Below are 23,897 nucleotides of genomic sequence, written 5' to 3'. Positions count from 1 at the left end.
TTGATAAGCAATGGGTAAGATTAAGAAGTTTCGTTAACGCAAGCCCAAGGTGATATCGTTTATGTAGAAATTACCCGTATAGACTTTATCGTTATTACCGTGAGATTCTAATGCAAAAAACTGCTTATCTTCATCGTTTAGGGCTTGATACCCCCCGATCACCTGATAAATCCACACTTCAGGGTCAAAGTCTAAAGCCTGTTCTTCGAAGTAATCCAGCGCCGTTTTAGGCTGGCCCGAATCGATGACTTCACAGAAATACGCTTCTACCGCTTGCTGCAATGGATCTTTTTCAAGCGACAAAGTTGATTGCTCAGTCACATCAATATCGACTGGCTTCGTATCTTCCTGCTTAGTTTGACGTTTGTGTACGTGGGTTAACGACGCCACAATATTTTGATAATCGGCTTCATGCTCAACGTTGTTCACGTCTGGTGCTGCGTTAGCAATAATCGTGTCCGATTGATTAAACAACACAGGTACGTTAGTCAGGTTGGCGTAGTTGCCAGGCGCAAAATCAGGCTGCTGCTCCATGTGAAGCAAGAAGCCTTTAAGCAAGCGTGTGCGACCTTGGAACTCTCTAAACCGACCCAACAAGTCTAATAGGCGTGCTTGTACTACTGATAACTCCTGTGCGGCCTTGGCAAAGCGCTGCTGTAGCGACACCACCAGCAAGTGACGAAGTTCGCGGTTAGAACCTGCCAGTTCACTTAGCTCATCGAAGCGGAAACACTCAAGCTGAGCAAGTAAGTCTGTTACCTGTCCTTGCGCTAACTCATTTTCGCGAATTTTAGCTTCAACCGAAGACACATAGCCAAACTCATTGTTAATGCGGCCAAACATGACACGCACGCTATTACTCAATGATTCTGAAAGTTGATAGACATGCTCGGTTAAATCCCCCATGTGGGCTGCCGCTTCATTATACTTGTTGTAGTGAAGGGCTTCTTTATAGTGCTCGGTTAGGGTTTTAAGGCTTGCCAGCGACGCACCAATATTGGCGTTGATAGTTCGGTTGCGTTCGTCTTGTAAGCTCCCCTCTAAAAGGGTTCTCACCGCGCTTTTCAAACGCAGTTCGCTTTGCGCTTCCGGGCGCCACAATACGCCTAGTTGAACAAGCTGGTCTAATACCTTAGGGCTGTGATCGCGCTCTTTTACTGAACCATTAATGTACGCCTGCATGATAAGGTCGCTGTGACGACCCAATGCGTTTAATAGTTTAGTTCCTGCCTGAATTAACACCTGACTCATATCAAGCTACCTTGCGAAATAGCGGCCTCCGCCTGCTCAGATAAACTCAGCGCTTCGGTTTCATCAATGAAACGTAGCATTTCGTAAAGGTGTTCAATTTTGCCAGTGCCCAAATAAATCTGTTTATCTGGGTTTGGCTTAATCAGATAACCCATTTCAATTAAGCGTTTAAACACCTGCTTTAGCTGACCATCCAAATTCACACTGGTAGAACCAAACATGCGATAGCGCGATATTTTCTCTAACTGCTCAGCATAGGCGGGGGTGTCTTCAATGGTAGTTTGCAGCTCGTTTAGTCGAATAGCGCTACCCATGGTAATGGGCATATCAGATTCATTGGCTTGCTGAACCAGCAGCAACCACTCTACCAGTGGCACTAGGTTAGATGCTGTATCTTGGAACTGCTGTGTAAGCACTTTGCGCTCGTTCTCACCAATGGTGAGGAAGCTGGCAAAGAATACGTCACCCTCAGCGGTGGTCGATAATGTACGATTTAATAACGCTAAATGAGGTTCTAACTGCGCAGCGTTGTCTCTTGATTTAAGAAAACGCCATGCCTCTTCATCGGTCACCTGACAAATAAACGCGCCTTGTAGAAGTGCACTTAGTACACGGCCTTGTTCTGTCATCATGCTGATGCCTCCTCACCTGCTACTTCACCGTTCTTTTCTGCTTCTTTTTTCTGTTTAATGCGCGCCCCTATAGAGCTTGCTTTTGGCTGAACCACCTGCAGTTGGCGGGTTACCTTATCTATCAAGTAGCGGTTTTCAAACAACGTCAATACTTCTGACTCTGGGTTAGGGAATGCGCCGACTACACTAATGTTATTGTTTTGACACGCTTCAAAGATTTTCTTCACGTTGTTTTGGTGAAGTGTACCTAGTTCATCGATCGGCCAATGCACTGTGGCGTCGGCATCGCCGCGCAGCAGACGGGTGAAAGCGAGTAAGAATTTACACAGAATAAGGTAGGCCATACCGTGGCTTGATGACTCGTTAAGCTGGCGATCAGTACGAATAACAAGGTCACTTTTACCCTCACGAAGGTGTAGCTCGATATCAAGTAGCTTGCTAATGCCGCCCGTAAGCGCTGCACGGCCAAGAATATCAAGAACCCGGCGCATACTTTGACCGTACTCTTCCTCTGGTAACTCGTTAGCCCCCTCTTCCATCCAGTGCTCATAGAGCTTTCTGAATTGCTCAAGTTCGGGCCAGAATTCAAGTTCACTAATACGTGAGCGAATTTTAACAGCCGAGTCTGATACACCATCAAGAGAAAGGTCGCCGTCGACCTCTTGGGTAATACGGCGGCTTTGCGACACAATGCGTTTGTCGATATCGGCAAGTCAAAGTAGTATTGCGAAAGATCGGCACCAAAGATACGGCCTTGCTCACGCAAGCCCTGTAGCTTCTGCGGAACAATCACGTTTAGAAGCTGTGCTAAATGCGACACCATTCGGCGGTGATCAAAGCTCTTCACGCCGTGGGCGTTTAGCGTTGCACACTCTTCACGGGCGCGCTCCCACGTATCAGATAGCCCTGTACCCGCTTGCGCAGCAATAAGCTGGTCGAATCTTTCTACATAGGCGCGAATATCGCTTAGTAAGTTTTCGCGCTCTTGAAGCTGGCTTTGCACTTCTGAAATACGCTGACCAATACTTACATCGTCGTGCTTAATTTCAGCCGTTTCATCACCTGCTTGAAGCGTAAGCTTGGCAAGAGATTTACTTAAGGTTTTAACCTGTTCTAGGTGCTCACTGGCAGTTTTAAGCGTAGTTTCAAGCTGTCCGTGCTGCTCTTGAAGCTGTTCGCGGTTAGCTTTATAGGTTGCTTGTTTGCTGGCTAAATTACGCTCAGATTCGCCCAATAACTTACGCGACTTAGACAAGCCTTCCTGCCATACCACTTTTTGCTTGGTAAACACGTTAGTGTACCAACGCTCGTAGTCGGCTACTTTATGACGGTGGGTTTCAGTGCGCGTAATGTCTTCTTTAAGCTTATTGATTTGCTTTTTAAGCTGACCTATTTCATCAACATCCACACCGCGATTGCTCAATTCGCTTTCTAGCCAATCCTGCATATCTTTGCGGTCTTGGGCAGCATTGTCTTTCGCCTTACGCATGTCGCTATCAAGCTGAGATATACGTGCTTCACTGTCAGCAATAAGCTGCTGCCAATGGAATTTGTGTTCGGTTTCCGCTTCGCGCTGCTGATCTTTGATTTCGTCACGACTAAGCTCAAACTGCGCCTTCGCTTGCTTTTGCGACTGCTGATTCGCTTCAAGCTTAGTTTTGGCTTTTTGCTTACGTGCAGAAAGCGCCTGCTGATATTCGCTAAGTACCGTATCGCGGTCTTGCTGTGCACGTTTACGGCTGGCTTCGGCACTTTTAACGGCGTTGTCTTTTTGGGTAACCACAAGCTCGGCGTTGCGCACATCTTCGTTCGCTTTCGCCAAGCGCTGTTCGCATTCGTTTTGCGCAGCAAGGGCAGCGGCTTGACGAATTTCAGCTTCTTGCAGTTGCTGCTTAAGCGCTTGCTCGGTAAAGGCATAGTCTGGGGTATCAAGTTCAGTAAGTGCTAACTTAACGCCCATAAAGGTATGGCTGTCGCCTTGTGCATCCTTTGCCATAGCAGGCGCTAAATCAGTGCGCTCTAGTAGCTCAGGGCGAACAACTTTACCTAAGGATAACTCCCAGTCATCGACATTGGCGCGCAAGAACTCAAGTAGCGAGCCTTCGCCAGGGTAAAGAAGCGCATTAATTTTGTTAACCGCTTTTTCTTCTTGTTGAAAGGCGTTACGTGCTTTATCTAACGCATTTGAACATTCTTTGCGAAACTCAACTGATTTACTGTGCGCCTGCTGCGCTTGTCGCAGCTCACCGCGCGCTGCATCTTCATTGATAGATGCTTCTTTGATGGCCGCATCAAGAATATCTAGCTGAGATTGTTCAAACTCGTTGTAGCCTGCGTTACTTAGTGAAGCTTTTAGTTCAGCTTCAGCAACTTTTAGCTCATTCAAACTATTTTGGTAATCGTTCTGAAGCGCGCTTAGCTGACTATTGTAGTCGCTCTGAATGCGACTTAATGCTTCACGCTCGCTCTGCTGCTGCTCAGCTTTATTCTCTGCGGCTTCTTGGCGTGCGGCTGACATTTCTTCTAGAGTAATTGACAGCTTTTCACCTAGCTCAGCCAAGCGCTTGTTGTAGGCCGACTCAATATCTTGGTGTTTTTCAGTAAGCAGTACATAGCGACTGTCGGCCATGGCCTTTTCATTTTGCCACTGCGCTAGATTTGCCACGTCTTCTTTAAGCTGCTCAATATTTTGGTCTTGCCATTTATCGAATTCACGCTCTACCGTATCAAGTTCACTGGTGAACCTCTCAACATCGGCACGAGCAGATGAAATAACCTGATTTAGGTGATCGCGGGTATCACCCCACTCGCTGTCCGTTTGTTTGCGCTGGAAGCTATTCTCATCCAGTTCATTCTTTGTTGTTTCAACGCGCGCAGCCAAGTAGGTCTTATCAAGCTCGAAGCTATGCTTAAGGTTAGCAAGCACTTGCTCTGTTGTGGTTAGCGCCATGTCAGCTTGTTCGAGTTTAGAAAATTCAGGGCGAATTTTGTCGAACTGTTTAATTAAGTGACATTCTTTAATCCAGTCATCGACGCGGTGGCGGCTTAGGCCTGAAGTAGGTGGCGTAACACCATCCTCTTCTAAAATGGCGGCAATCATGGCCTTGATAGTTTCCATCTTGCCTTCTTTAGAGTGAACCGCTTTAGCCAACTTCTCAATGTGGCGCATGTGTTTCGACGGTTCGCAAAGGCTAAAGATTTTGGCGTAGCCTAATAGCTCACGGGCATTGTTACTCTGGTTAAGCACCCCGTGGTCGTTTTGAATGATTGCACGGAAGTCTTTCGTATTAAGTAAGCTCGTAACCAATATGTTGTTACGCTTCATGGCGCGTGCAAGCTCGGCGCTGCTTACACTAGCGTGTTTGCCGTTCTTTTGCTCTATCAAATAATCACTGATTTCAAATGGCTTGCCGATTAAACGATAATTGACGCCGGTTCCGTTTGAGCTTAACACTGCTTGGCACAGGTCACCTTCAGCACGCGTGTATTCATAAATAATAAAGCTAGATAAACGAGGCAAATACCAGCGTTCAAAGCTGTCACGGGTTGCCGGTACCACGCGACTTGGGTACTCGCCGTAAAAAACGGGAATAAGTCGTTGAAGCGTGGTTTTACCCGACGCATTGGTACCACAAATATTGGTGTGTCCATCAAGCTTTAGCTCGACCACGCCTGGTAAATGCGTGTCGATAAGAATAATACGTTTTAAGCCTGCCATAGTGTTCCTGTATCAATAACTCTGCCGCGTGAACGCTCACACAGCACAAAACTGTACCTGCTTTGATAGGGTAAAAGTTGCATACCTGAAAAGAAAGCGAGCACATGCGCACGATGTAGCCCGTCAGTGTATTATGAATTCACGAATTTGCACAGATGCGCGGTGATTTGTTGGTTATAAAGCATGCTATTGTTTAAAAGTTAGTTGGCAAAGCTTTTGAATATCCCAATAACGCCAAATAAATATAAAGCGGCACGTACTGATTAGGTACGTGCCACTTTAGCGAAAGCATTGAGCTTTCATAGAACAGCGATAAGATGAACGGTTTCTACAAGGCTGTTCATCAGTTGTTTTACTTCACTGACAATACATTTACCGACTCTGGTGCGGGATACATCATGCTAAAGCTGGGCGTAATATCACCCGAGGCTGCATTTAGAATATTGTCAAAGCGCAGGATCATGCCATTTGATTTTTCAGCAACATATACATGACCATTGCTGAGCATCAAGTCTACCGGATTACCCAACATTGAGCTCGGTCCTGCAATATTGACGGATACATCCGTTATGCCATCGGCACTGCCTGCGCCAGGAATCACGTACAATTTACCGTCAGTAGCATCCGCTGCGCTGCCTACATCAGAAATGACCAAACTATCGCTTTGGCTATCATAGTCTATGCCATGGATGTTGGTTGGCGCGGCAAATGCTGTCCCACCACTTGCAGGGACAATCAGCCTATCTTCACCCGTAATTACGGTTTCACCGCTTTCCATTTTGCGCATCACTTCTTCAAACACGGCAACCGAACCGTTAGTTAACGCCAGATACGCGCTATCAGTTGATGGGTCGTAATCCACATCCCAAGGGCGCGCCCCGTTGGCAGCTTCAAGTGTTAATAGAGGCGCAACATTGCCTGATGCACAAGGCGAAAATACGCGAACGGCAGGAGTAGCTTCGTTAACATCTGCCACAAATACCACACCTGCTTCTGAAGCAATGTCTAACCCTTTAGGTGCAATCAAGCCTGTATCGCTACCCGCAATCATGTGGTCGAAACTATCGCTATACATCATACCGTCTCGCATGGTTTTAAGGCGATTAATCACGAGTAAACCACCCGTTGAGGTTTCAACATCATCGAAGGTAATGACGCCATCACCGCTAGCCGTGAAAGCGGCACTCTCAATGCTCATACCAGCGTCAAAAGTGCTTAGCTCACTGGAAAGTACAGCGCTGTATTGCGCTACTTGCCCCGTGGTTGCACCTTCGCTTGCAGGGTTACTTGATACCGAAAGGCCCATAATAGGCATGGTAGTTATGCCATCGTCCGATGCGTCTTTCATCTCGTTCAGCTGAGTTAACTCGGCCAACGACTCTGGTTTTACTGAGGGCGTTGATAGCGTTGGTGCAACGTCGCCACTAGCACCGTTGAATATGTTTGAGAACACCAAAATGGCGTCATTGGATTTTTCCGCCACGCGAAGATCAGAACCGGTTAAAACAATGTCTACTGGATTACCAAGCTGGGTAGATGCGCCACCAATCACTCTGCTTGGTACCACAGCCCCATCAGCCGTAGAGGCATTTTCTAAAACAAAAATTTGACCATCATCAGCAATTGCAGCATCGCCAACGTCTGACAATACCATACGATTAGACATAGGCTCGTAAGCGATACCGTGCAGATTAATCGATATTTGATTTCCGTCTGCATCTGAAGGCACCACTGAACGCATAACTGTGGGCGCAAAATCAGAACCAGCGACATTATCGTAAACCGCGAGTGTCCCATCGGTCAGTGCAACAAACAATCTATCGCTTTGTTCGTCATAGGCCACATCCCATGGTTTTGCTGAGGTCATTATTTCTGCAATCGGTGCAACATTGCCTGCTGCTTGGCCACCGAATACGCTAACCTTTTGACCGTTAAAGTCAGCCACCATAACTAAACCTGCATTTTCAGCAAAGGCAATACCTTTCGGATTAACAAGGCCCGTAGTTGCGCCCGTTATCTCATGCCCTGTACTCATCATGTAGTCGGCTTGAGCTTCAAAATTACAAAGCGTTCTTAATAACGGTAAATCACTGTCACCAGCTTGTACCAAGCTTCCGCTTTGCGTGAATACAATCCCCTCATTCGCTCCAGTGGTTACCGTAGATAAAACATTTGCGTTTTGGTCAATCGAAGTAACCGTATTGCGGTTGTCATCGCCATTATTTGCGACCAAGAATGTCGCAGACGCGAAGCCTGGGGTTCCATCTTGACCGGTTGCACCATCTTGGCCAGGCGCGCCATCAGTCCCATCGACACCATCTGTTCCGTCGTCACCGTCGCAGGCACTTAGCGCGAGAACCATTGCCGTCGCCAACAGTGACAGTTTTAATTTTTGCTGTGATGTTTTATTGAATTCCATCTTCATCTCCGTACTTGTTGATTCGTGAAGAGACGTCACTTAAACGCGCGATGCGATAAGTACTGCTCACGTCCTGTTCAACAAGCCAAACGATTGATGAGTGAAACTGGATGCAAAAAAATAAAAAAACCTCAATGCATTGCTGCGATTGAGGTTTTTAAGCATTCTTAAGTAATGCGATAGTCTTTTAACGTGGTGGGAAGCCACCGCCTCCGCCAAACCCGCCAGGGCCGCCGAATCCACCCGGGCCGCCTGGACCACCTGGGCCTCCAAAACCGCCACCCGGAGGCATCATGCCTTTCATCTGACGCATCATCTTCTTCATGCCGCCGCCAGACATCTTCTTCATCATTTTCTGCATTTGCGTAAACTGCTTAAGTAAACGGTTTACGTCTTGAATTTGCGTACCTGAACCGGCTGCTATACGGCGCTTACGCGACCCTTTAATCATATCTGGGCGCGCACGTTCAGCTGGTGTCATCGAATTAATGATGGCTTCCATTTGGTTAAACTGCTTGTCGTTTGCCTGATCTTTGATTTTATCAGACATACCGCCCATGCCAGGAAGCTTATCAAGCATTCCCATCATGCCGCCCATGTTCTTCATTTGCTCAAGCTGATCTTTAAAGTCTTGCAGGTCGAAGCCTTTTCCTTTCTGTACCTTCTTGGCCAGCTTTTCCGCTTTCGACTTATCGACTTTACGCTCAACCTCTTCGATAAGGCTAAGTACGTCGCCCATGCCCAAGATACGAGACGCAATACGCTCAGGGTGGAAAGGCTCAAGTGCATCAACCTTTTCGCCCATACCGATAAACTTAATAGGTTTACCCGTGATGTGACGAACCGACAGTGCAGCACCACCTCGTGCGTCACCATCTGCTTTGGTCAGTATTACACCGGTTAGCGGTAGCGCGTCGTTAAACGCCTTTGCCGTATTCGCAGCATCCTGACCGGTCATGGCATCAACCACAAACAGGGTTTCAATTGGCTTAACTGCAGCGTGAAGCTCTTTAATTTCGTCCATCATGTCGTTATCGACATGCAAACGACCCGCGGTATCTACTAGTAGAACGTCGAAGAAATTTTTCTTCGCTTCAACAATAGCGTCGTTAACGATATCAATGGGCTTTTGTAAAATCGTTGACGGATGGAAAGCTACGTTCACTTCACCGGCGAGTGTTTCAAGCTGCTTGATAGCGGCCGGACGGTATACGTCGGCACTCACTACCATCACTTTCTTTTTCTCGCGCTCAGTTAGGTATTTCGCAAGTTTACCTACAGACGTAGTTTTACCCGCACCTTGTAAGCCCGCCATAAGCACAACAGCCGGAGGTTGAGTTGCGAGGTTAAGCTTTTCGTTCGCCTCCCCCATCACCGACTCTAGTTCAGACTGAACGATTTTAATAAATACTTGGCCAGGCTTGAGGCTTTTGGTTACTTCGGTACCAACTGCACGTTCTTTTACCTGTGCAACAAACGCTTTTACTACGGGTAGCGCAACGTCGGCTTCAAGTAGTGCCATACGCACTTCGCGTAGCGTTTCTTTAATATTGTCTTCAGTAAGACGCCCTTTACCGCTGACATTTCGTAATGTCTGGCCTAAGCGTTCTGATAAATTCTCAAACATAGTATGAAACTTCTTTTTATTTCAGACGTAATGCCCGCATTGTAACGTAAAAGCGAACGGTAACGTACCCACAATTGCGGTTAAATTTTTAAACTTTTGCGTCAAGGGTTGTCGAAATTTGATGTACGAATTTCGAAGTCGATATGGAGTAAAAATTGTCCTTCCATGATCCTATACCCACACTAAAAGTGGGTGTGAAACAAACAAAATCAAGGAGATGGTTGAATTTACTTGCAAGTTGCAGTATCAATACCGACTCAGTCGGTGAAGACGTCACCTACCTATTACAGGACGCATCATGAACACCCTTTTCGCCATATCTGCTGCTTTACTCTACGCATTAGCTGCGGCAGTACTTATTGGCAAATTCGTACACCAAGACGGCCCAAATAAGCGATTAGGGCTATCCATCGCTAGTGTTGGGGCAATTGCACATATCGCTTTTCTCACCAACGTTATTATTGTCGCGCCTGGGCAAGACATGAGTGTAACCAACGTGCTTTCATTAGTGTCGTGGATAATTACAGTATCCATGCTTATATTTGCCCGCGCCATTCCTAATCTTATTTTACTTCCTGTTGTTTTCGGCTTTGCAAGTCTTACGGTACTCGCCTCACAGTTTATTCCCGTGTCGTACATCATGCACATAGAGCTGCAGCCGGGCTTAGTTATCCATATTAGTTTGTCATTGTTTGCTTACTGCACTTTGGTCATTGCATTCTTATACGCACTGCAAATGTCCTACATTACCTACCGGTTAAAGCAAAAAGGTGCTGCGCTACTACATTCATCACTACCGCCTTTAATGCTTGTAGAAAACATTTTGTTCAAGCTGTTGCTTGCGGGAACTTGTTTACTAACCGTCTCACTAATTAGCGGGTTTGTTTTCTTAGAAGATATGTTTAACAAAACTTACGCGCATAAAACGGTGCTATCAGCGGCCGCTCTCGTTGTTTTTCTCATTCTTTTAATAGGCCAGAAACTTCGAGGTTGGCGCGGGCGACAAGTTATTGTGATGACAGTCTTGGGTGTGACGCTACTGTCCCTTGCCTATTTTGGTAGCAAACTAGTTCGCGAATTTCTTCTTTAAAACTCCCTGTATTTATTGCTGAGCTCGCTGCCGGGCTTGCTTTTTAGGCGGCTCGGCGGCGCTTGTCACTTTTTGGTGTTATCTAGTTAATTAGGGGCATATCAACAATTTTCCCTTGAAACTCGCACCTCAAATCAATACATTTGAAGCCTAAGTTAAGACAGGAACCCATTAATTGGACGACATATCAACGAGTACGCTGTTTATCGCGCTCGGCGTACTCATATTACTATCTGCGTATTTCTCTAGTTCAGAAACTGGCATGATGTCGATTAATCGTTATCGACTCAAGCATTTGCAAGGAGAAGGCAACCGCTCAGCTATACGTGTTGCTAAACTTCTAGAACGACCTGATCGCCTTATCGGCCTTATTCTCATCGGAAACAACTTAGTGAATATTGCAGCATCCTCGCTTGCAACCATACTTTGTATTCGTTTATTCGGTGACTATTGGGGGCTGTTTGCTGCTACCTTTGGCTTAACGCTGGTCCTACTTATTTTTGCAGAAGTAACGCCGAAAACACTAGCTGCGCTGTATCCAGAAAAAGTGGCATTTCCGAGCTCCATTATTCTGCTTCCACTACTCACCTTGCTGTACCCTTTTGTGGCAGCGATTAACGGTATCACAAACGGCATTCTAGCTTTGCTAAGAATTAGTCCTGCAAGTGGAAGTGACGACTCGTTAAGTCGAGAAGAGTTAAGAACCGTGGTTTTTGAAGCTGGTGCCATGATCCCTAAGCGACACCAAGATATGTTGGTGAGTATTTTGGACTTAGAAAGCGTAACGGCCGAAGATATCATGGTGCCACGTGCTGAAATTTTTGCTATCGACATTAACGACGATTGGAAGAAAATTCAAAAAGCGTTAACCCATGCTCAACATACCCGTGTTTTATTATACCGAGACAGTGTCGACGATGCGGTCGGCTTTGTGCATGTGCGTGACGCCCTGCGCCTTCTATCTAAAGACCAGTTCACTAAATCAAGCTTGCTTCGCGCAGTTCGTGAGATTTACTACACACCAGAATCTACCCCGCTGCACACGCTGATGTATAAGTTTCAAGCCGAAAAAGAGCGCATTGCTCTGGTTGTTGATGAGTATGGCGACATTATGGGTCTAGTCACTCTTGAAGATATTCTTGAAGAGATTATCGGTGACTTTACCACCAGTATGGTTCCAGACCACAGTAAGGAAGCACACGTACAACAGGATGGTTCAGTATTGGTTGATGGTAGTGCCAACGTCCGAGAATTGAACAGAGAAATGGATTGGAACCTGCCTACGGAAGGCCCTAAAACCCTTAATGGTTTATTACTTGAGTATCTTGAAGATATTCCTGAGAACAAAGTAAGCGTGCGTTTGGCGGGTTATCCGTTAGAAATTGTAGACATTTCAGAAAGCATGATAAAAACCGTCAGAATCATGCCGGAATACTATGTTGCACCTAAAGAGTCGAATAACGACCACTAAACGTTTTGGTGGTTAACCTGCCTTTCGGCCTTATCAGCTAATTTTTTGATTCGTCAGCTAGACGCTGTGCTCTATTTGCCAGCGCTCTAGCTTTCGCAGCAGCGACCTTATCTGACAATTCAGATAATTTGGCAATAATATCCTGCGTCTCCTTATCTTCACGTAAATCTGCCTCCGCCATATGCGATTGCAATGAACGTTTAAGGAGCTCAGGAATAGATTTGCTGTCCATTTCCCAACCCTTCAATAGAATAAACTTTGACACTCTCAAAGAGTCTATCGACCATGTGGGAATATACTTAACGATTAATTGTTCAATTTCCGAAATTAATCGCTAAGAAGGAGCAAGGCGTTTACAGTCCTTGATAATGCGTTACCAGCGTGCCTTTGTGCTCTTTTAAAGAGTACTTGATAACAGCAATTGAGGCCGTAGAAAACAAACTTGTGGTGTAAGACTGGCACAGTTCATCAACGAGATAGCTAACTAGCGGCATGTGACTAACAACAAGAAGTTTTTTGATTGGTTTTTTGGAATTGACCGCGGCGTGAAGAAGTCCATCAATATAATCACTCACCAGTCTTGGCGAGCCTTCCGGAACAATATCTTCATTATTTTCAACTTTGTTCGCAATGATATCAAGCGATACCATATCATGGGTCTGTTTGGCTCGACGATAAGGGCTCACAAGCGCTAAGTCCACAATGCCTTTCTGGCAATACTGATCTTTTAACCATAAAGCTGCTGTTTTGGCTTGCTCTCTACCTAATGGTGTAAGTTGCCTGCTTTTATCATCGAGTCTGGGCGCTTCTGCTTCACCGTGACGCATAATGAAAAGATAAATGTCGTCGTTGCTACTTTGACCTGACATAACATTGCGCATAGTATTAATGAAAGTATGCTAACGATATCAGAGAGCTGATACTACGCCTAGCGCTAAACGGCGAATAGTGAGAATTTTCGTACATTATTTAACGTTTTGTGAAGTTTCTCTTTATAGACGCTCCAGCAGTAAGGTGCTCTTGACCAAAAACGAGACAATGTGAACAACACCATAAATTTAGAAAACGCACATCACGTTACTTTACCTAATGGGTTGCGTGCCATGTTATGTCACACGCCAGAAGCGAGTGAATCTTTTGTTTCAATGGCGGTAAGAGCCGGACACTTTTATGACCCAAGCGATTGCCAAGGGTTAGCCCACCTTCTTGAACACATGCTTTTCATGGGAAGCCGTCACTTACCTAAGCCCAATGCGATTAATGGATTCATTGAACAGCACGGAGGCACAATAAACGCGTGGACGGGAACTGAATACGCTAATTATCATTTCAGTTGCAGTAGAGACACTATTGCGCAAACGTTGCCTGCGTTTGCAGATATGCTAAGGCAGCCCCTCTTTGAAGAGGATGCACTTACCAATGAAATAAAGAATATTCATTCAGAGTTTGAGTTTAAGAAAAAGGACGACCTTCGACGTCTTTATCAAATACATAAAGAAACATGTAACCCCCAGCATCCTTTTGCAAAATTTTCGGTGGGCAATAGCGATACATTTTCCCAACATGAATGTGCAGAACTGAAGCGTCGCCTAAAGGTACTTCACCAATCTTATTATTGTGCTCAGAACATGCGACTGTGTGTAGCCAGCCCTATGCCAATACCACAGCTCGAGGCATTAGTGCATCAATGCTTTGGTACGTTACCAAGCGGACAGTTAGCCTCTGACGACTGGCCTGAACTATATACTGAAAATGAGCTAGGCATTCAGATCAATATACATCCTCTGCAATCTGCTAGACGGATGATAGTAACGTTTGCGCTACCCGCTTTACAGAACGACTACAAAACCAAACCACTGAACTACATCAGCCATTTGATTGGTGATGAAGGCGAAGGAAGCCTACTTGCCTATTTGAAAGAAAAAGACTGGGCACTAAATCTAATCGCCGGTTCAGGTATAGAGGGCGATAAATTTAAAGACTTTAACGTGAGCTTTCAGCTCACTCAGGAAGGCCTTAAACATAAAGCGCAAGTGTTAGAGGCATTGTTTAGTTATATCGAATTAATAAAAGAAGCATCCACTGAAGAATGGCGCTTTCACGAGAAATCGCAGCTTAATGCGCTGGCACTAGAGTACGAAGAAAATGTGAAGCCACTTGGGATCATGACCGAGTATGCACAGCATCAATTTATATTTGAGCCGGAAGAATTAAATAGGCTACGTTCCACTATTGGTAGTTATGACAGAAGCGTTATTGAGCATGCCCTGTCGTTTTTTACACCGAAAAATCTTCGCTTAAAAGTAATATCGAAAGACGTAAAAACTACTCAAGTATGTGCATTTTATGAAGCTGAATATAGTGTCGAAAATATCGATGACTCTCTATTGCGCTCTCTTGAGTCAGCAAAAAGAATTTCTGCATTACGTCTTCCACCGCCTAATCCTTATTTGGCAAGTGAATACACCCTGATACTACCTGAAACAGGGTTTAACATTCCTAACAAATTAGTCGACGACGGTGGCTATCGTTTTTGGTTCGCTCAGGATCAGCAGTTTCATAGCCCTAAAGGAGATATTTATATTTCCTTCGACACTGCTCGTTTTTCTGACTCACTGACCTCAGTCGCAGCAAAGAGAATTTGGTTGGGAGCTCTGAATGACCACCTTCAAGCGAAATATTATCGAGCAGAAATTGCTGGTCTTCACTATCGAATTTATGGGCATCAAGCAGGGTTTACGCTGCATACACGTGGTTTTACTAATCAACAAACCTTATTAGCCAGCCAGCTTCTTGATGCTGTTCTTGAGTTCACTCCCGACGAAAGAGTGTTTGAACATCACAAAGCGCTTCAAATTCAAAGCCTCCACAACTCACTGCTGAACAAGCCGACTAACCGTTTATTCTCACGGTTGAGCGTGCTGATTCAACGCAATACACAAGCGCCTGTGGAACTGCTGGATGTGATAGAAAATATCTCTTATCAAGAGATGTTAAGTTGTCGAAACAATGCTTTTGAACATTATTTTGTAGAAGCATTTATGCATGGTAACTGGGCAAGTGAAGAGGCAAAGGGATTCTCTACGGAACTCCGTAACCATTGTAAAAATACGGGGGGAGCACCACTTTCTCGTGCAGTATCAAAACTTCCCGTGGGAGGAACACTCTATCACGAGGTTTTGTGTAATCACGATGACTCCGCTGTTGTACTTTATCTACAAGCCCCCTCACCTAGCCTTACTGATACAGCGTTGTGTATGGTCCTAGAACAAATGCTGGCCGCACCATTCTTCAATTCATTGAGAACAGAACAGCAGCTTGGGTATATTGTGGGAACAGGCTACGTACCACACAATCAACACCCTGGAATGGCTTTTTATATTCAAAGTCCTCAGTGCAGCCCCAAGCAACTGTTGGATGCAATGACCGCCTTTTTGTTCCAGCAACTCAATGAAATAGAGTTCTATCGTTTTTATTGGCCGACTATCCAACAAAACCTTATTAAGCAGTTAGAAGAGAGAGACCTTACTCTTTCGATGAAGTCACAGCGTTTATGGGTAAGTTTGGGTACGCAAGATTTAGAGTTTAATAGAAATGCAAAGCTTGCTGAAAGAATCAAAGGCTTGAGTTTCGAAGAGATTCAAGACTTCGCGTATCAACTCGCTAAACGAGAGCGCTGCGGGGAATTGGTGCTGTTCTCTCGAGGAAAATTTGAGAGTATTCCCACGCAGGAAAAACGAACGATTAACAGTATTTCTGAATTCAAAAAAGAAATTCCTTACTACTAAAGCTGCATGATAGGCACGTGCCACGGTCGTTAAGATTTTAATCAATCTGCCGATACCCAGTGGTATTCGCAGACAAGGTTGGTTAATAAGTAAACCATCATTCTTGTTATTACTAAAAAGTCCTTGTAGAGGCTTAGTTAATTCGGCATATTTATTATTCTGGCTGTTAGGGATGCCGCCAGTGAAATAAAAAAATAATAAATGGCGTATGCCAAAGGTGTGTAGGTGCGCTCAACCCTAATTTATTCAATTTCTCTTCTTTTGTTGGCTTTGTCAGGAATTCTTTTTTCTTCTGCAAAGGCGATAGAGGTTTCTGATCTTCATTTTACAGAGCTAAATAAGCAGCATGGTCTATCGGATACCGCGGTATTAGACATTGTGGAAGACGACATGGGGTTCATTTGGCTTGCAACGTCAAACGGCCTCAACCGATACTCTGGTTATGATGTAAAACAATACCATCCCTCAGATGTAGACCCGAATTCGTTACCTTCAGGGTACATTCAATCCTTGTTTGTGGATTCGGAGGGGCAATTATGGGTAGGCACACACTCGGGACTAGCGCTTTATCAGCCTGAAACCGACAGTTTCAAAGTTTTCAATAAAGAAAACTCGGTAATAAAAACTGATTTAATAACAGCAATTACAGAGTCCAAAAATGGCGATATTCTCTTCGCGGATCGCAAATTCTTGTATAGATACTCCAAACAACGATCGCAAATAAGTGTTCTGACTCAGGTTTTCAATGAAGAAAGCTTCATTAAAGTTATCTTCGAAGAAGCCAATCGTATCTGGGTGGGCTCAAATAAGTTTGGCGCAAAACTTATAGATACGGAGACCTTAGAGGTTCATGACGTAAAAAAAGTGAATCCTTGGGGTGTTTCACTTGATATTCGAGCGCTCCATGACATATCAGTGATTAACGGCAACTATTGGTTGGCGACTAATAATGGACTTATAGTAATTGCGTCAAATGGGAAAATTCTAAAGAAAATTGAAAGTAAAGATCTAGGTGTTGAAGAAGAGGTAAATTCATTTTCAATATCGGTTGTTGATGACGATATTTGGATTGGTACTTTTATAGGGTTGTTTTTGCTTTCTGACGGCGCAGCAGTTCCAGTAACTGAAGCTTATAACCCTGAAGTTATACATTTAAACGCCGAAACGTACAACACAACAGGAATCCCACCAGAAATCATAATTAAGGTTATAGAAGATAGAACGGGTGTTGTTTGGGCTGCAACCTTTCATCGGGGAGCTTTTAAATATCACCCCGATTTTGCCAGTGTTCACTTCCAACCCGTGTTTAATTCGGAACGGCATACTGAAGACAATTATTCAACTATTTGGGGCTTCGCAGAAAACAGCTCAAACGAACTGTTTCTTGTTTCTCAGCAAAAAGGCGTGGGGAAAATTTCGAAAGAAACCGGTAATGTATCGTTTTTCAATTTGCCCCAAGATATAGATGTCAATAGCTCATTCTGGGACATTGAGATAGATAACAACAACAATATTTGGCTTGCTTCGTCGGTAGGATTGATTGTACTTGCGGAAACAGATAATGGACTAGTAACACTACGAAAATACTTCGAAGGTTCATTCATTGATCACATCTTTAAAAGTGAATCTGCAATATGGTTCCAACTTCCTAATGAAGATGTTCATTCAATAGATTTTGATAATGTGCCTAATGAGAGTGAGCCGGCAACTCCTCAAAAAAACCTTTCTCAAGAATACGGAAAAATGTTTGCTATCTATGCCGATGACAAAAAGAGGGTTTGGTTTAGAGCTGGAGAAAAACTAATTGTTTATTCAGTTGAAAAGCAGCAAATCACAAAGGTATTGGATTCAACCAATGGCATTAACTCTCTTGTATATGGAATTCACCAAACAAGTGATGGGCTTTGGCTAACTACTCGTTCCGACGGTGTCATCCAACTAGACGAAGAAAGCCTTGTTTTGGTCAAAAAACAAAAGCGAGACAACCAAAGTGGATTTATCACGTCTACAACATCTATAAACAACAATATTTGGTACTCTGACGCTAAGGGTGTCCACAAAGTGCTTCTTCCTTCACTCAGAGAAGCTGAGAGTATACCAAATCAGCAACTAGACTTTAACTCACTGGGTGAAGGCGCTGTAATTGCTACTAGAAACAACATTATTTACTTTGGTGGCAACAAAGGCTTTATAAGAATATCCAAAAACGCAAACTCTGATGCTGAAGGCATCCTACAAACCCTAGCTCCTCAGTTATATCAGATCAACATCTTTGGTTCAGTCGCTAAATCCAAAAGAAACTCAATGGAAGGAGATGATTCAACTCATTCGTTCTCTTCCAAGGAAATAATAACCTACGTAAGTCAGTTAACGCTTAAGCACGATGAAACCAGGTTCAGTATTTCATTCGGCTCAGTAAACCCTGTTTATCCTAATCAAGTTACTTACCGTTATAAGCTCTCTAATTTTGAAAATGATTGGATATATGTTGACGATGAAAGGTCTGCACAATTCAACAATATATCCTTTGGAAGCTACACTTTTTCAGTTCAAGCAAAAGAGCCCGGGAAATCATGGTCTGAAAGTAAAAACTTGCAGATAATTATCGAACGTCCTCCATGGCTCCATACCGTCGCTTTGGTATTTTATTGTTTAATAGCTTTCGCGATATTTGCGTTCATCGTTCGCCAATATCAAATAAGAAAAGCCAACCAGCTTGCCATCAAAGAGTCGGAAGAACGCCTTAAACTGACGTTATGGAGTTCAGGTGATGAGTTGTGGGACTGGGACGTATACAGAGGCCAAGTTTACCGTGCAAATACGTGGGGCACACTTGATTTTCCACAAGATGATATACGCACTACAGGCGCTTACGATGCAAACATCCATCCTAACGACGTAAACCGTGTTAAAACTGCCCTAAGAGACCATCTTGAAGGTAATAGCGACTTCTACGAGCTTGCATACCGCGCAAAGACATTTAAGAATCAGTGGATTTGGATACTTGACCGCGGAAAAGTGGTTGAAAGAGACCACAATGCTCAGCCGGTACGAATGACTGGTACGCTTAAGAATATTCATCACTTAAAAGAAGCTGAAGAGCAGCTGAATCTATTTAAGCGTTCAATTGAGAATATTTCTGAAGGTGTATTCATAACTAATACCCAATTTAAATTCATAAGTGTAAACAATGCATATTGCGGTTACACCGGCGAGACCCGCGATCAAGCGTTAGCAAGCTATATGCACTTCCATCTATATCCAGACGCGTTTACCGAAGAAATTAAGAAAACGCTAAAAGCGAAAGGTAACTGGTCAGGTGAAGTAGAAAGTGTGCGAGTGAACGGCGAGCGCTATGAAATGGAATTAAACATAGACGCCGTCCATGACGATGACGGAAAAATAAGCCATTTTGTAGGCGTATTTAGTGATATCACGTCAAGAAAAAGTACTGAAAAAGAGCTATTGAAACTAGCTAATACTGACCCGCTTACGGAGCTTCCGAATCGTTCGTTCTTCCAAGCTAGCCACCAGAACTTGGTGCGGAAAGGGGCACAACATACCCTACTCTGTTTGGATATGGATAACTTTAAGAAAATAAACGACTCTTTAGGTCACCAAACGGGCGATATATTAATTAAACAAATAGCAAAGCGCCTACAGAGAATTACGGGTAAGAGTGCGACCTGCTATCGCTTAGGTGGTGATGAGTTTAGCGTGTTAATGGAAGACAATGCCGATATCCACACGGTAACGCATTACGCACAGAACCTATTAGACACTTTATCTCGTCCTTTTATCATTAATAAGCAAGAGTTTGTATTGGGTGCCAGTATTGGAATTGCATTCTTCCCTGACGACGGCACTTCTCCACAGGAAATGCTGAAAAACGCCGACACTGCCATGTATTTCGCTAAAAACAATGGCGGTAACAGCTATCAGTTCTTTAGCGGAGAGATGAATCAAAACGCCGTTAGGCAACTGCAAATTGAAAACCTTATAAGACAAGGTATTAAAGATGACTTGTTTACGGTTTACTACCAGCCTAAAGTAGATATAGCCTCAGGTAAGCTAGTTAGCATGGAAGCTTTGGTGCGCTTTGAGCACCCACAAAAAGGCATAGTAAGCCCTGGGCAATTTATCCCCCTGGCAGAGCAAACAGGCCAGATTATAGAAATTGGTGAACAAGTGCTAAGAAAGGCTTGTGCAGATACCAAACGCTGGGTAAACCAAGGTTTGTTTAGTGGTCGTGTAGCTGTGAATATATCTGCGAAGCAGTTCGAATTACCTGACTTAGACGACAGAATAAACAAGATTTTAAGCGATATCGGTTTGTCACCACTACATTTAGAGTGCGAAATAACTGAAGGTACGCTAATGGAAAGTCCTGAAAACGGCCTTCAAATGATGACTCGCCTTCGCGAAAGAGGTATTCACCTAGCGCTAGACGATTTCGGTACAGGTTACTCGTCCCTAGCCTACTTAAAGCGTTTCCCGCTAAACACGCTAAAAATTGACAAAGCATTTATTGACGATATTGCAAAAAGTAATGTGGATCGTCATATGGCGGCTGCCATTATAAATATCGCCCACAATCTAGGCTTAAAAGTTGTAGCGGAAGGCGTTGAAGAAGAAGCTCAGCTAGATATTTTACGTCGCTACGATTGCGAAATGTTGCAAGGCTTCTTGTACAGCCGACCATTAAATGCAGAGCGCTTCGAGAAGCTCCTTACCGAGAATCAAAAGCTTCATACGCTGCTCGGCCACTCTAATTTTTAACCGCCCTTACCTTTTACTCGCGTATAGGGCGTTTGCTTTCCCCTCCTTGACGCCACTCATTGCAGCTTTAGGCAAAGTCATGCCTATTCAACCTTAGTTTATTAGACTTTAGTGCCATTAAAATGGCGCTTATGAACGTCGATAAATCCCTGCACCAAAAACAAACTATAACCAATTGAATATAAAGGAAATTTTAAAAAATATCATTTCTGGCACGCATTTAGCTAAGTATTAAGTACCGATGACAAATATAAAAAATCGGTTTTGTTTGTTCGTTCAAAATAATCAGAGGAAATTAACATGTTAAAAGAGTACGCAGTTGCACTAGTACTTTCTACCGCTACCCCAGTTGCTGCCGACAAGCAAGAAGGCGCTAAACAAGCTCCTGAGTCGCAAAAAGAAACCATCTCTCAACCAGAGTATGTTAAGCCACAATCTGGTGGTGGCTACGGCGTTGGCTTCTAATCTGAAGCACAGTATTTCAAAAAAAGAGAGCGACGCTCTCTTTTTTATACCTGTATTTTACGCCCCACTTACTTATTTCAGCAGACCGCTAGGAAAGACTACGCAGAAATATAAAGGTTATTAAACCCCACCGCATTGCGCCAATGTATATGGCGAGAGATGGAAAACATGGGTAGTAAGATTGGACCTAACACAAAACCAGCTATCGCCCACTTTTTCGCGCTCATTCCCCATTTAAACGCTTCTACATAAAAATATAGAGAAAAGATAACGCTTAATACTACGAGTGAAATCACACTGCCTCCGCCTGTTTGACCTAGTTACGTGGGGTTACTTGTCCCCATCAATTATTCAATTTAACTTACTGATAATTGACGCCAACAATTTGACACGTTCATTTTTTAACCGCAGGAATTCTACCCAAAATAGAACAATAAACCAGCAAAAATACCCATTAGACATAAAAAAACCGGGCAACGCCCGGCTTTTAACATTTTATAAACTTAGCTGTAAAACTTTTGATCGTTTTCTGCCATTTTTACTAACACTTCAGCAGGTGCAAATTTATCACCTACAGCAGTAGCATAATGGTTTAAACGAGCAACAACGTGTTTAATTCCCAGTGTATCCATATAGCGGAACGGGCCGCCTAAGAATGGAGGGAAACCAATACCGAAGATAGCGCCAATGTCGCCGTCGCGCGCATTACGGATAACGCCTTCGTCTAAACAGCGCGCTGCTTCATTAAGCATCATTAATACACAGCGTTCCGCTACTTCTTTTTCGCTTAGTTTGGCAGAAGGCGATAGCCCAAGTAATTCGTAGATTGATTCATCCACTTCTTTACCTGGTTTTTTGCCTTCATAAGAATAAAACCCTTTTTGGTTTTTCTTACCCTTTCTGCCGTCTGCAAGTACTTTATCGAAAGCACTTGGCGCAGTGAAGCGCTCGCCGAACGCCTCTACAAGGAATGGGATAATCTTAGTACCAACATCAATGCCCACTTCATCGAGTAGTTTCACAGGGCCTACAGGGAAGCCAAACTTAACCAATGACTTATCGATGTGCTCAATAGGCTCACCGTCAAGAATGAGGTTTGCCGCTTCATTCATGTACGGCGCTAAAATACGGTTTACGTAGAAACCCGCACCGTCTTTAACAACTACCGGCGTTTTGCCTTGCTTTTTAGCAAACTCTACCGTAGATGAAATGACTTGGTCAGACGTTTTATCGTGAGCAATAACTTCGGCCAACGGCATTTTGTCTACTGGCGAGAAGTAATGTAGACCAATCACGTTTTCAGGTCGTGCTGCTTTAGCTGCAATTTGTGTAATTGGAATAGACGACGTATTAGACGCGAAGATCGTGCTTTCTTTGCAGTTCTCTTCAATATCCGCCACCATTTTTTGCTTAAGATCTAAATCTTCAAAAACCGCCTCAACCACGATATCAGCATCTTGGTAGCCACTATAATCTAGCGTACCGGTAAGAAGCGCCAACTGTTTCTGCATTTCACTATTGCGCATGAAACGCTTCTTCACCTTTTTGTTTAAGATGTCATAGCTATATTTCATTGCATTGGCTATGCCTTCAGCACGCACGTCTTTAATACGGACAGGTACACCGGCTTTGGTCGACGTTACATAGGCGATACCACCACCCATTAAACCACCGCCAAGCACACCGACTTTCTTCATTTTTTCAGGTTTAACACCTTCAACGCCGTTTTCTTTCTTCATTTCTGTCGTAGCGAAGAAAATCTGACGTAACTGGAAAGATTCCGGCGTCATAACAAGCTTACCAAAGGCTTCAGCTTCGGCTTTAAGCCCCGCTTTCATCCCTTCGTTCATGCCCGTTTCAATTACATCAATAATGTAACCTGGCGCTGGATAATTACCTTTGGTTTTGGCAAATGTCGCTTCGCGCGCTTTTTTGAACATCATGTTACGGCCCGGGCCGGTTTTCTCTAACACTTTGTCCATCACACTCTTTTGCGGCGCTTCTCTTTCTGGTTTGCGTTTAAGCGCAAACTGTTCAGCTACCTTTAGCAAAACACTGTGAGGTACCACATCATCTACAATACCGTACTTTTTAGCTTGCTTAGCGCGTGCTGGAGACCCAGTAAGCATCATTTTCATCGCTTGCTGAATGCCAATTAGGCGAGGAAGGCGCTGAGTACCACCGCTGCCTGGCAACAAGCCAAGCTGCACTTCCGGTAGACCTACCTGAGTACTAGGTGAATCGGTACATACACGGTAGTGACACGCTAATGCTAGCTCTAAACCACCGCCTAACGCTGGGCCGTGAATAGCCGCAACGAAGGTAGCCTTCATGTTCTCAATTCTATCGAAAATGGCTTGACCGCCAGCGGCTATGGTTGTGGCATCTTCCGCAGTTTTACACGCTGCTAGCATGGTGATATCGGCACCTGCTACGAATGAGCTTGGCTTGCCGCTTGTTAACACCACACCTTTGATGCTGCTGTCGCGTTCAATATCATCAAGCATGGCAGATATCTCATCGCCAAACTCAGCTTTAAGCGTATTCATGCTCTCGCCAGGTACGTCCATGCTAAGAATAGCAACGCCATTATCTTGCTTAGTTAACGTAAATGCGCCTGATGTTGGCTGAACTTCATTTGTCATTTCTTGTTCCTG

Annotated in this window: 13 protein-coding genes and 1 pseudogene; 5 read left to right on the top strand and 9 right to left on the bottom strand. The window is 44.3% G+C overall.

Annotation, left to right across the window (positions count from 1 at the left end; translation table 11 throughout):
* Window positions 1-33: 33 nt before the first annotated feature.
* The 5 genes and pseudogenes from MASE_RS05825 to ffh all read right to left on the bottom strand — a co-directional run bounded on the left by MASE_RS05825 (window position 34) and on the right by ffh (window position 9,647).
* Window positions 34-1,251 (bottom strand): hypothetical protein, encoded by a 1,218-nt coding sequence (locus MASE_RS05825; RefSeq protein WP_014948824.1) that lies wholly within the window; start codon window positions 1,249-1,251, stop codon window positions 34-36.
* Window positions 1,248-1,883 (bottom strand): hypothetical protein, encoded by a 636-nt coding sequence (locus MASE_RS05820; protein WP_014948823.1) that lies wholly within the window; start codon window positions 1,881-1,883, stop codon window positions 1,248-1,250. Before MASE_RS05820 ends, MASE_RS05825 begins: the two co-directional genes overlap by 4 nt.
* Window positions 1,880-5,601: pseudogene (locus MASE_RS05815) on the bottom strand (ATP-binding protein). Before MASE_RS05815 ends, MASE_RS05820 begins: the two are co-directional and overlap by 4 nt.
* A 352-nt stretch (window positions 5,602-5,953) precedes the next feature.
* Window positions 5,954-8,020, bottom strand: a complete 2,067-nt coding sequence (locus tag MASE_RS05810) for a YncE family protein (protein ID WP_014948820.1) — start codon at window positions 8,018-8,020, stop codon at window positions 5,954-5,956.
* 187 nt (window positions 8,021-8,207) lie between these two features.
* Window positions 8,208-9,647 carry a signal recognition particle protein gene (gene ffh / locus MASE_RS05805; RefSeq protein ID WP_014948819.1) on the bottom strand — a complete coding sequence of 480 codons (1,440 nt, stop codon included), beginning with the start codon at window positions 9,645-9,647 and terminating at the stop codon, window positions 8,208-8,210.
* Window positions 9,648-9,945: 298 nt separating this feature from the next.
* Between ffh and MASE_RS05800 the strand changes: the two genes are divergently transcribed.
* The gene (locus MASE_RS05800; protein WP_014948818.1) at window positions 9,946-10,737 is read left to right on the top strand and encodes a cytochrome C assembly family protein; all 792 of its coding nucleotides are present in this window, start codon (window positions 9,946-9,948) and stop codon (window positions 10,735-10,737) included.
* Window positions 10,738-10,912: 175 nt separating this feature from the next.
* Window positions 10,913-12,208, top strand: a complete 1,296-nt coding sequence (locus MASE_RS05795) for an HlyC/CorC family transporter (RefSeq protein WP_014948817.1) — start codon at window positions 10,913-10,915, stop codon at window positions 12,206-12,208.
* A gap of 37 nt (window positions 12,209-12,245) precedes the next feature.
* Here MASE_RS05795 and MASE_RS05790 read toward each other — a convergent pair whose 3' ends face one another.
* Together MASE_RS05790 and sixA are read right to left on the bottom strand one after the other, a co-directional pair.
* Window positions 12,246-12,440 carry a hypothetical protein gene (locus MASE_RS05790; protein WP_014948816.1) on the bottom strand — a complete coding sequence of 65 codons (195 nt, stop codon included), beginning with the start codon at window positions 12,438-12,440 and terminating at the stop codon, window positions 12,246-12,248.
* A gap of 121 nt (window positions 12,441-12,561) precedes the next feature.
* A complete protein-coding gene (gene sixA / locus MASE_RS05785) occupies window positions 12,562-13,077 on the bottom strand; it encodes a phosphohistidine phosphatase SixA (RefSeq protein WP_014976012.1) in 516 nt (171 codons plus the stop codon).
* 171 nt (window positions 13,078-13,248) lie between these two features.
* Between sixA and MASE_RS05780 the strand changes: the two genes are divergently transcribed.
* From MASE_RS05780 to MASE_RS20040, 3 genes are all read left to right on the top strand, one after another.
* Window positions 13,249-15,996, top strand: a complete 2,748-nt coding sequence (locus MASE_RS05780; RefSeq protein WP_014948814.1) for an insulinase family protein — start codon at window positions 13,249-13,251, stop codon at window positions 15,994-15,996.
* Window positions 15,997-16,221: 225 nt separating this feature from the next.
* Entirely contained in the window at window positions 16,222-20,775 is a 4,554-nt protein-coding gene (locus MASE_RS05775) for an EAL domain-containing protein (RefSeq protein ID WP_014948813.1), read from the top strand.
* Window positions 20,776-21,075: 300 nt separating this feature from the next.
* Entirely contained in the window at window positions 21,076-21,240 is a 165-nt protein-coding gene (locus MASE_RS20040; protein WP_014948812.1) for a hypothetical protein, read from the top strand.
* A gap of 98 nt (window positions 21,241-21,338) precedes the next feature.
* On the opposite strand, the gene MASE_RS19890 is transcribed toward MASE_RS20040, so the two are convergent.
* Window positions 21,339-21,536: a hypothetical protein gene (locus tag MASE_RS19890; protein ID WP_014948811.1), complete on the bottom strand. Its 198-nt coding sequence runs from the start codon at window positions 21,534-21,536 to the stop codon at window positions 21,339-21,341.
* Window positions 21,537-21,743: 207 nt separating this feature from the next.
* Window positions 21,744-23,885: a fatty acid oxidation complex subunit alpha FadJ gene (gene fadJ / locus MASE_RS05770; RefSeq protein ID WP_014948810.1), complete on the bottom strand. Its 2,142-nt coding sequence runs from the start codon at window positions 23,883-23,885 to the stop codon at window positions 21,744-21,746.
* Window positions 23,886-23,897: the final 12 nt, after the last annotated feature.

The sequence above is a fragment of the Alteromonas macleodii ATCC 27126 genome (assembly GCF_000172635.2).
Taxonomy (GTDB): Bacteria; Pseudomonadota; Gammaproteobacteria; order Enterobacterales; family Alteromonadaceae; genus Alteromonas; species Alteromonas macleodii.
Note: the sequence above shows the minus strand (reverse complement) of the source record. Positions and strands in the feature narration are given on the sequence as shown.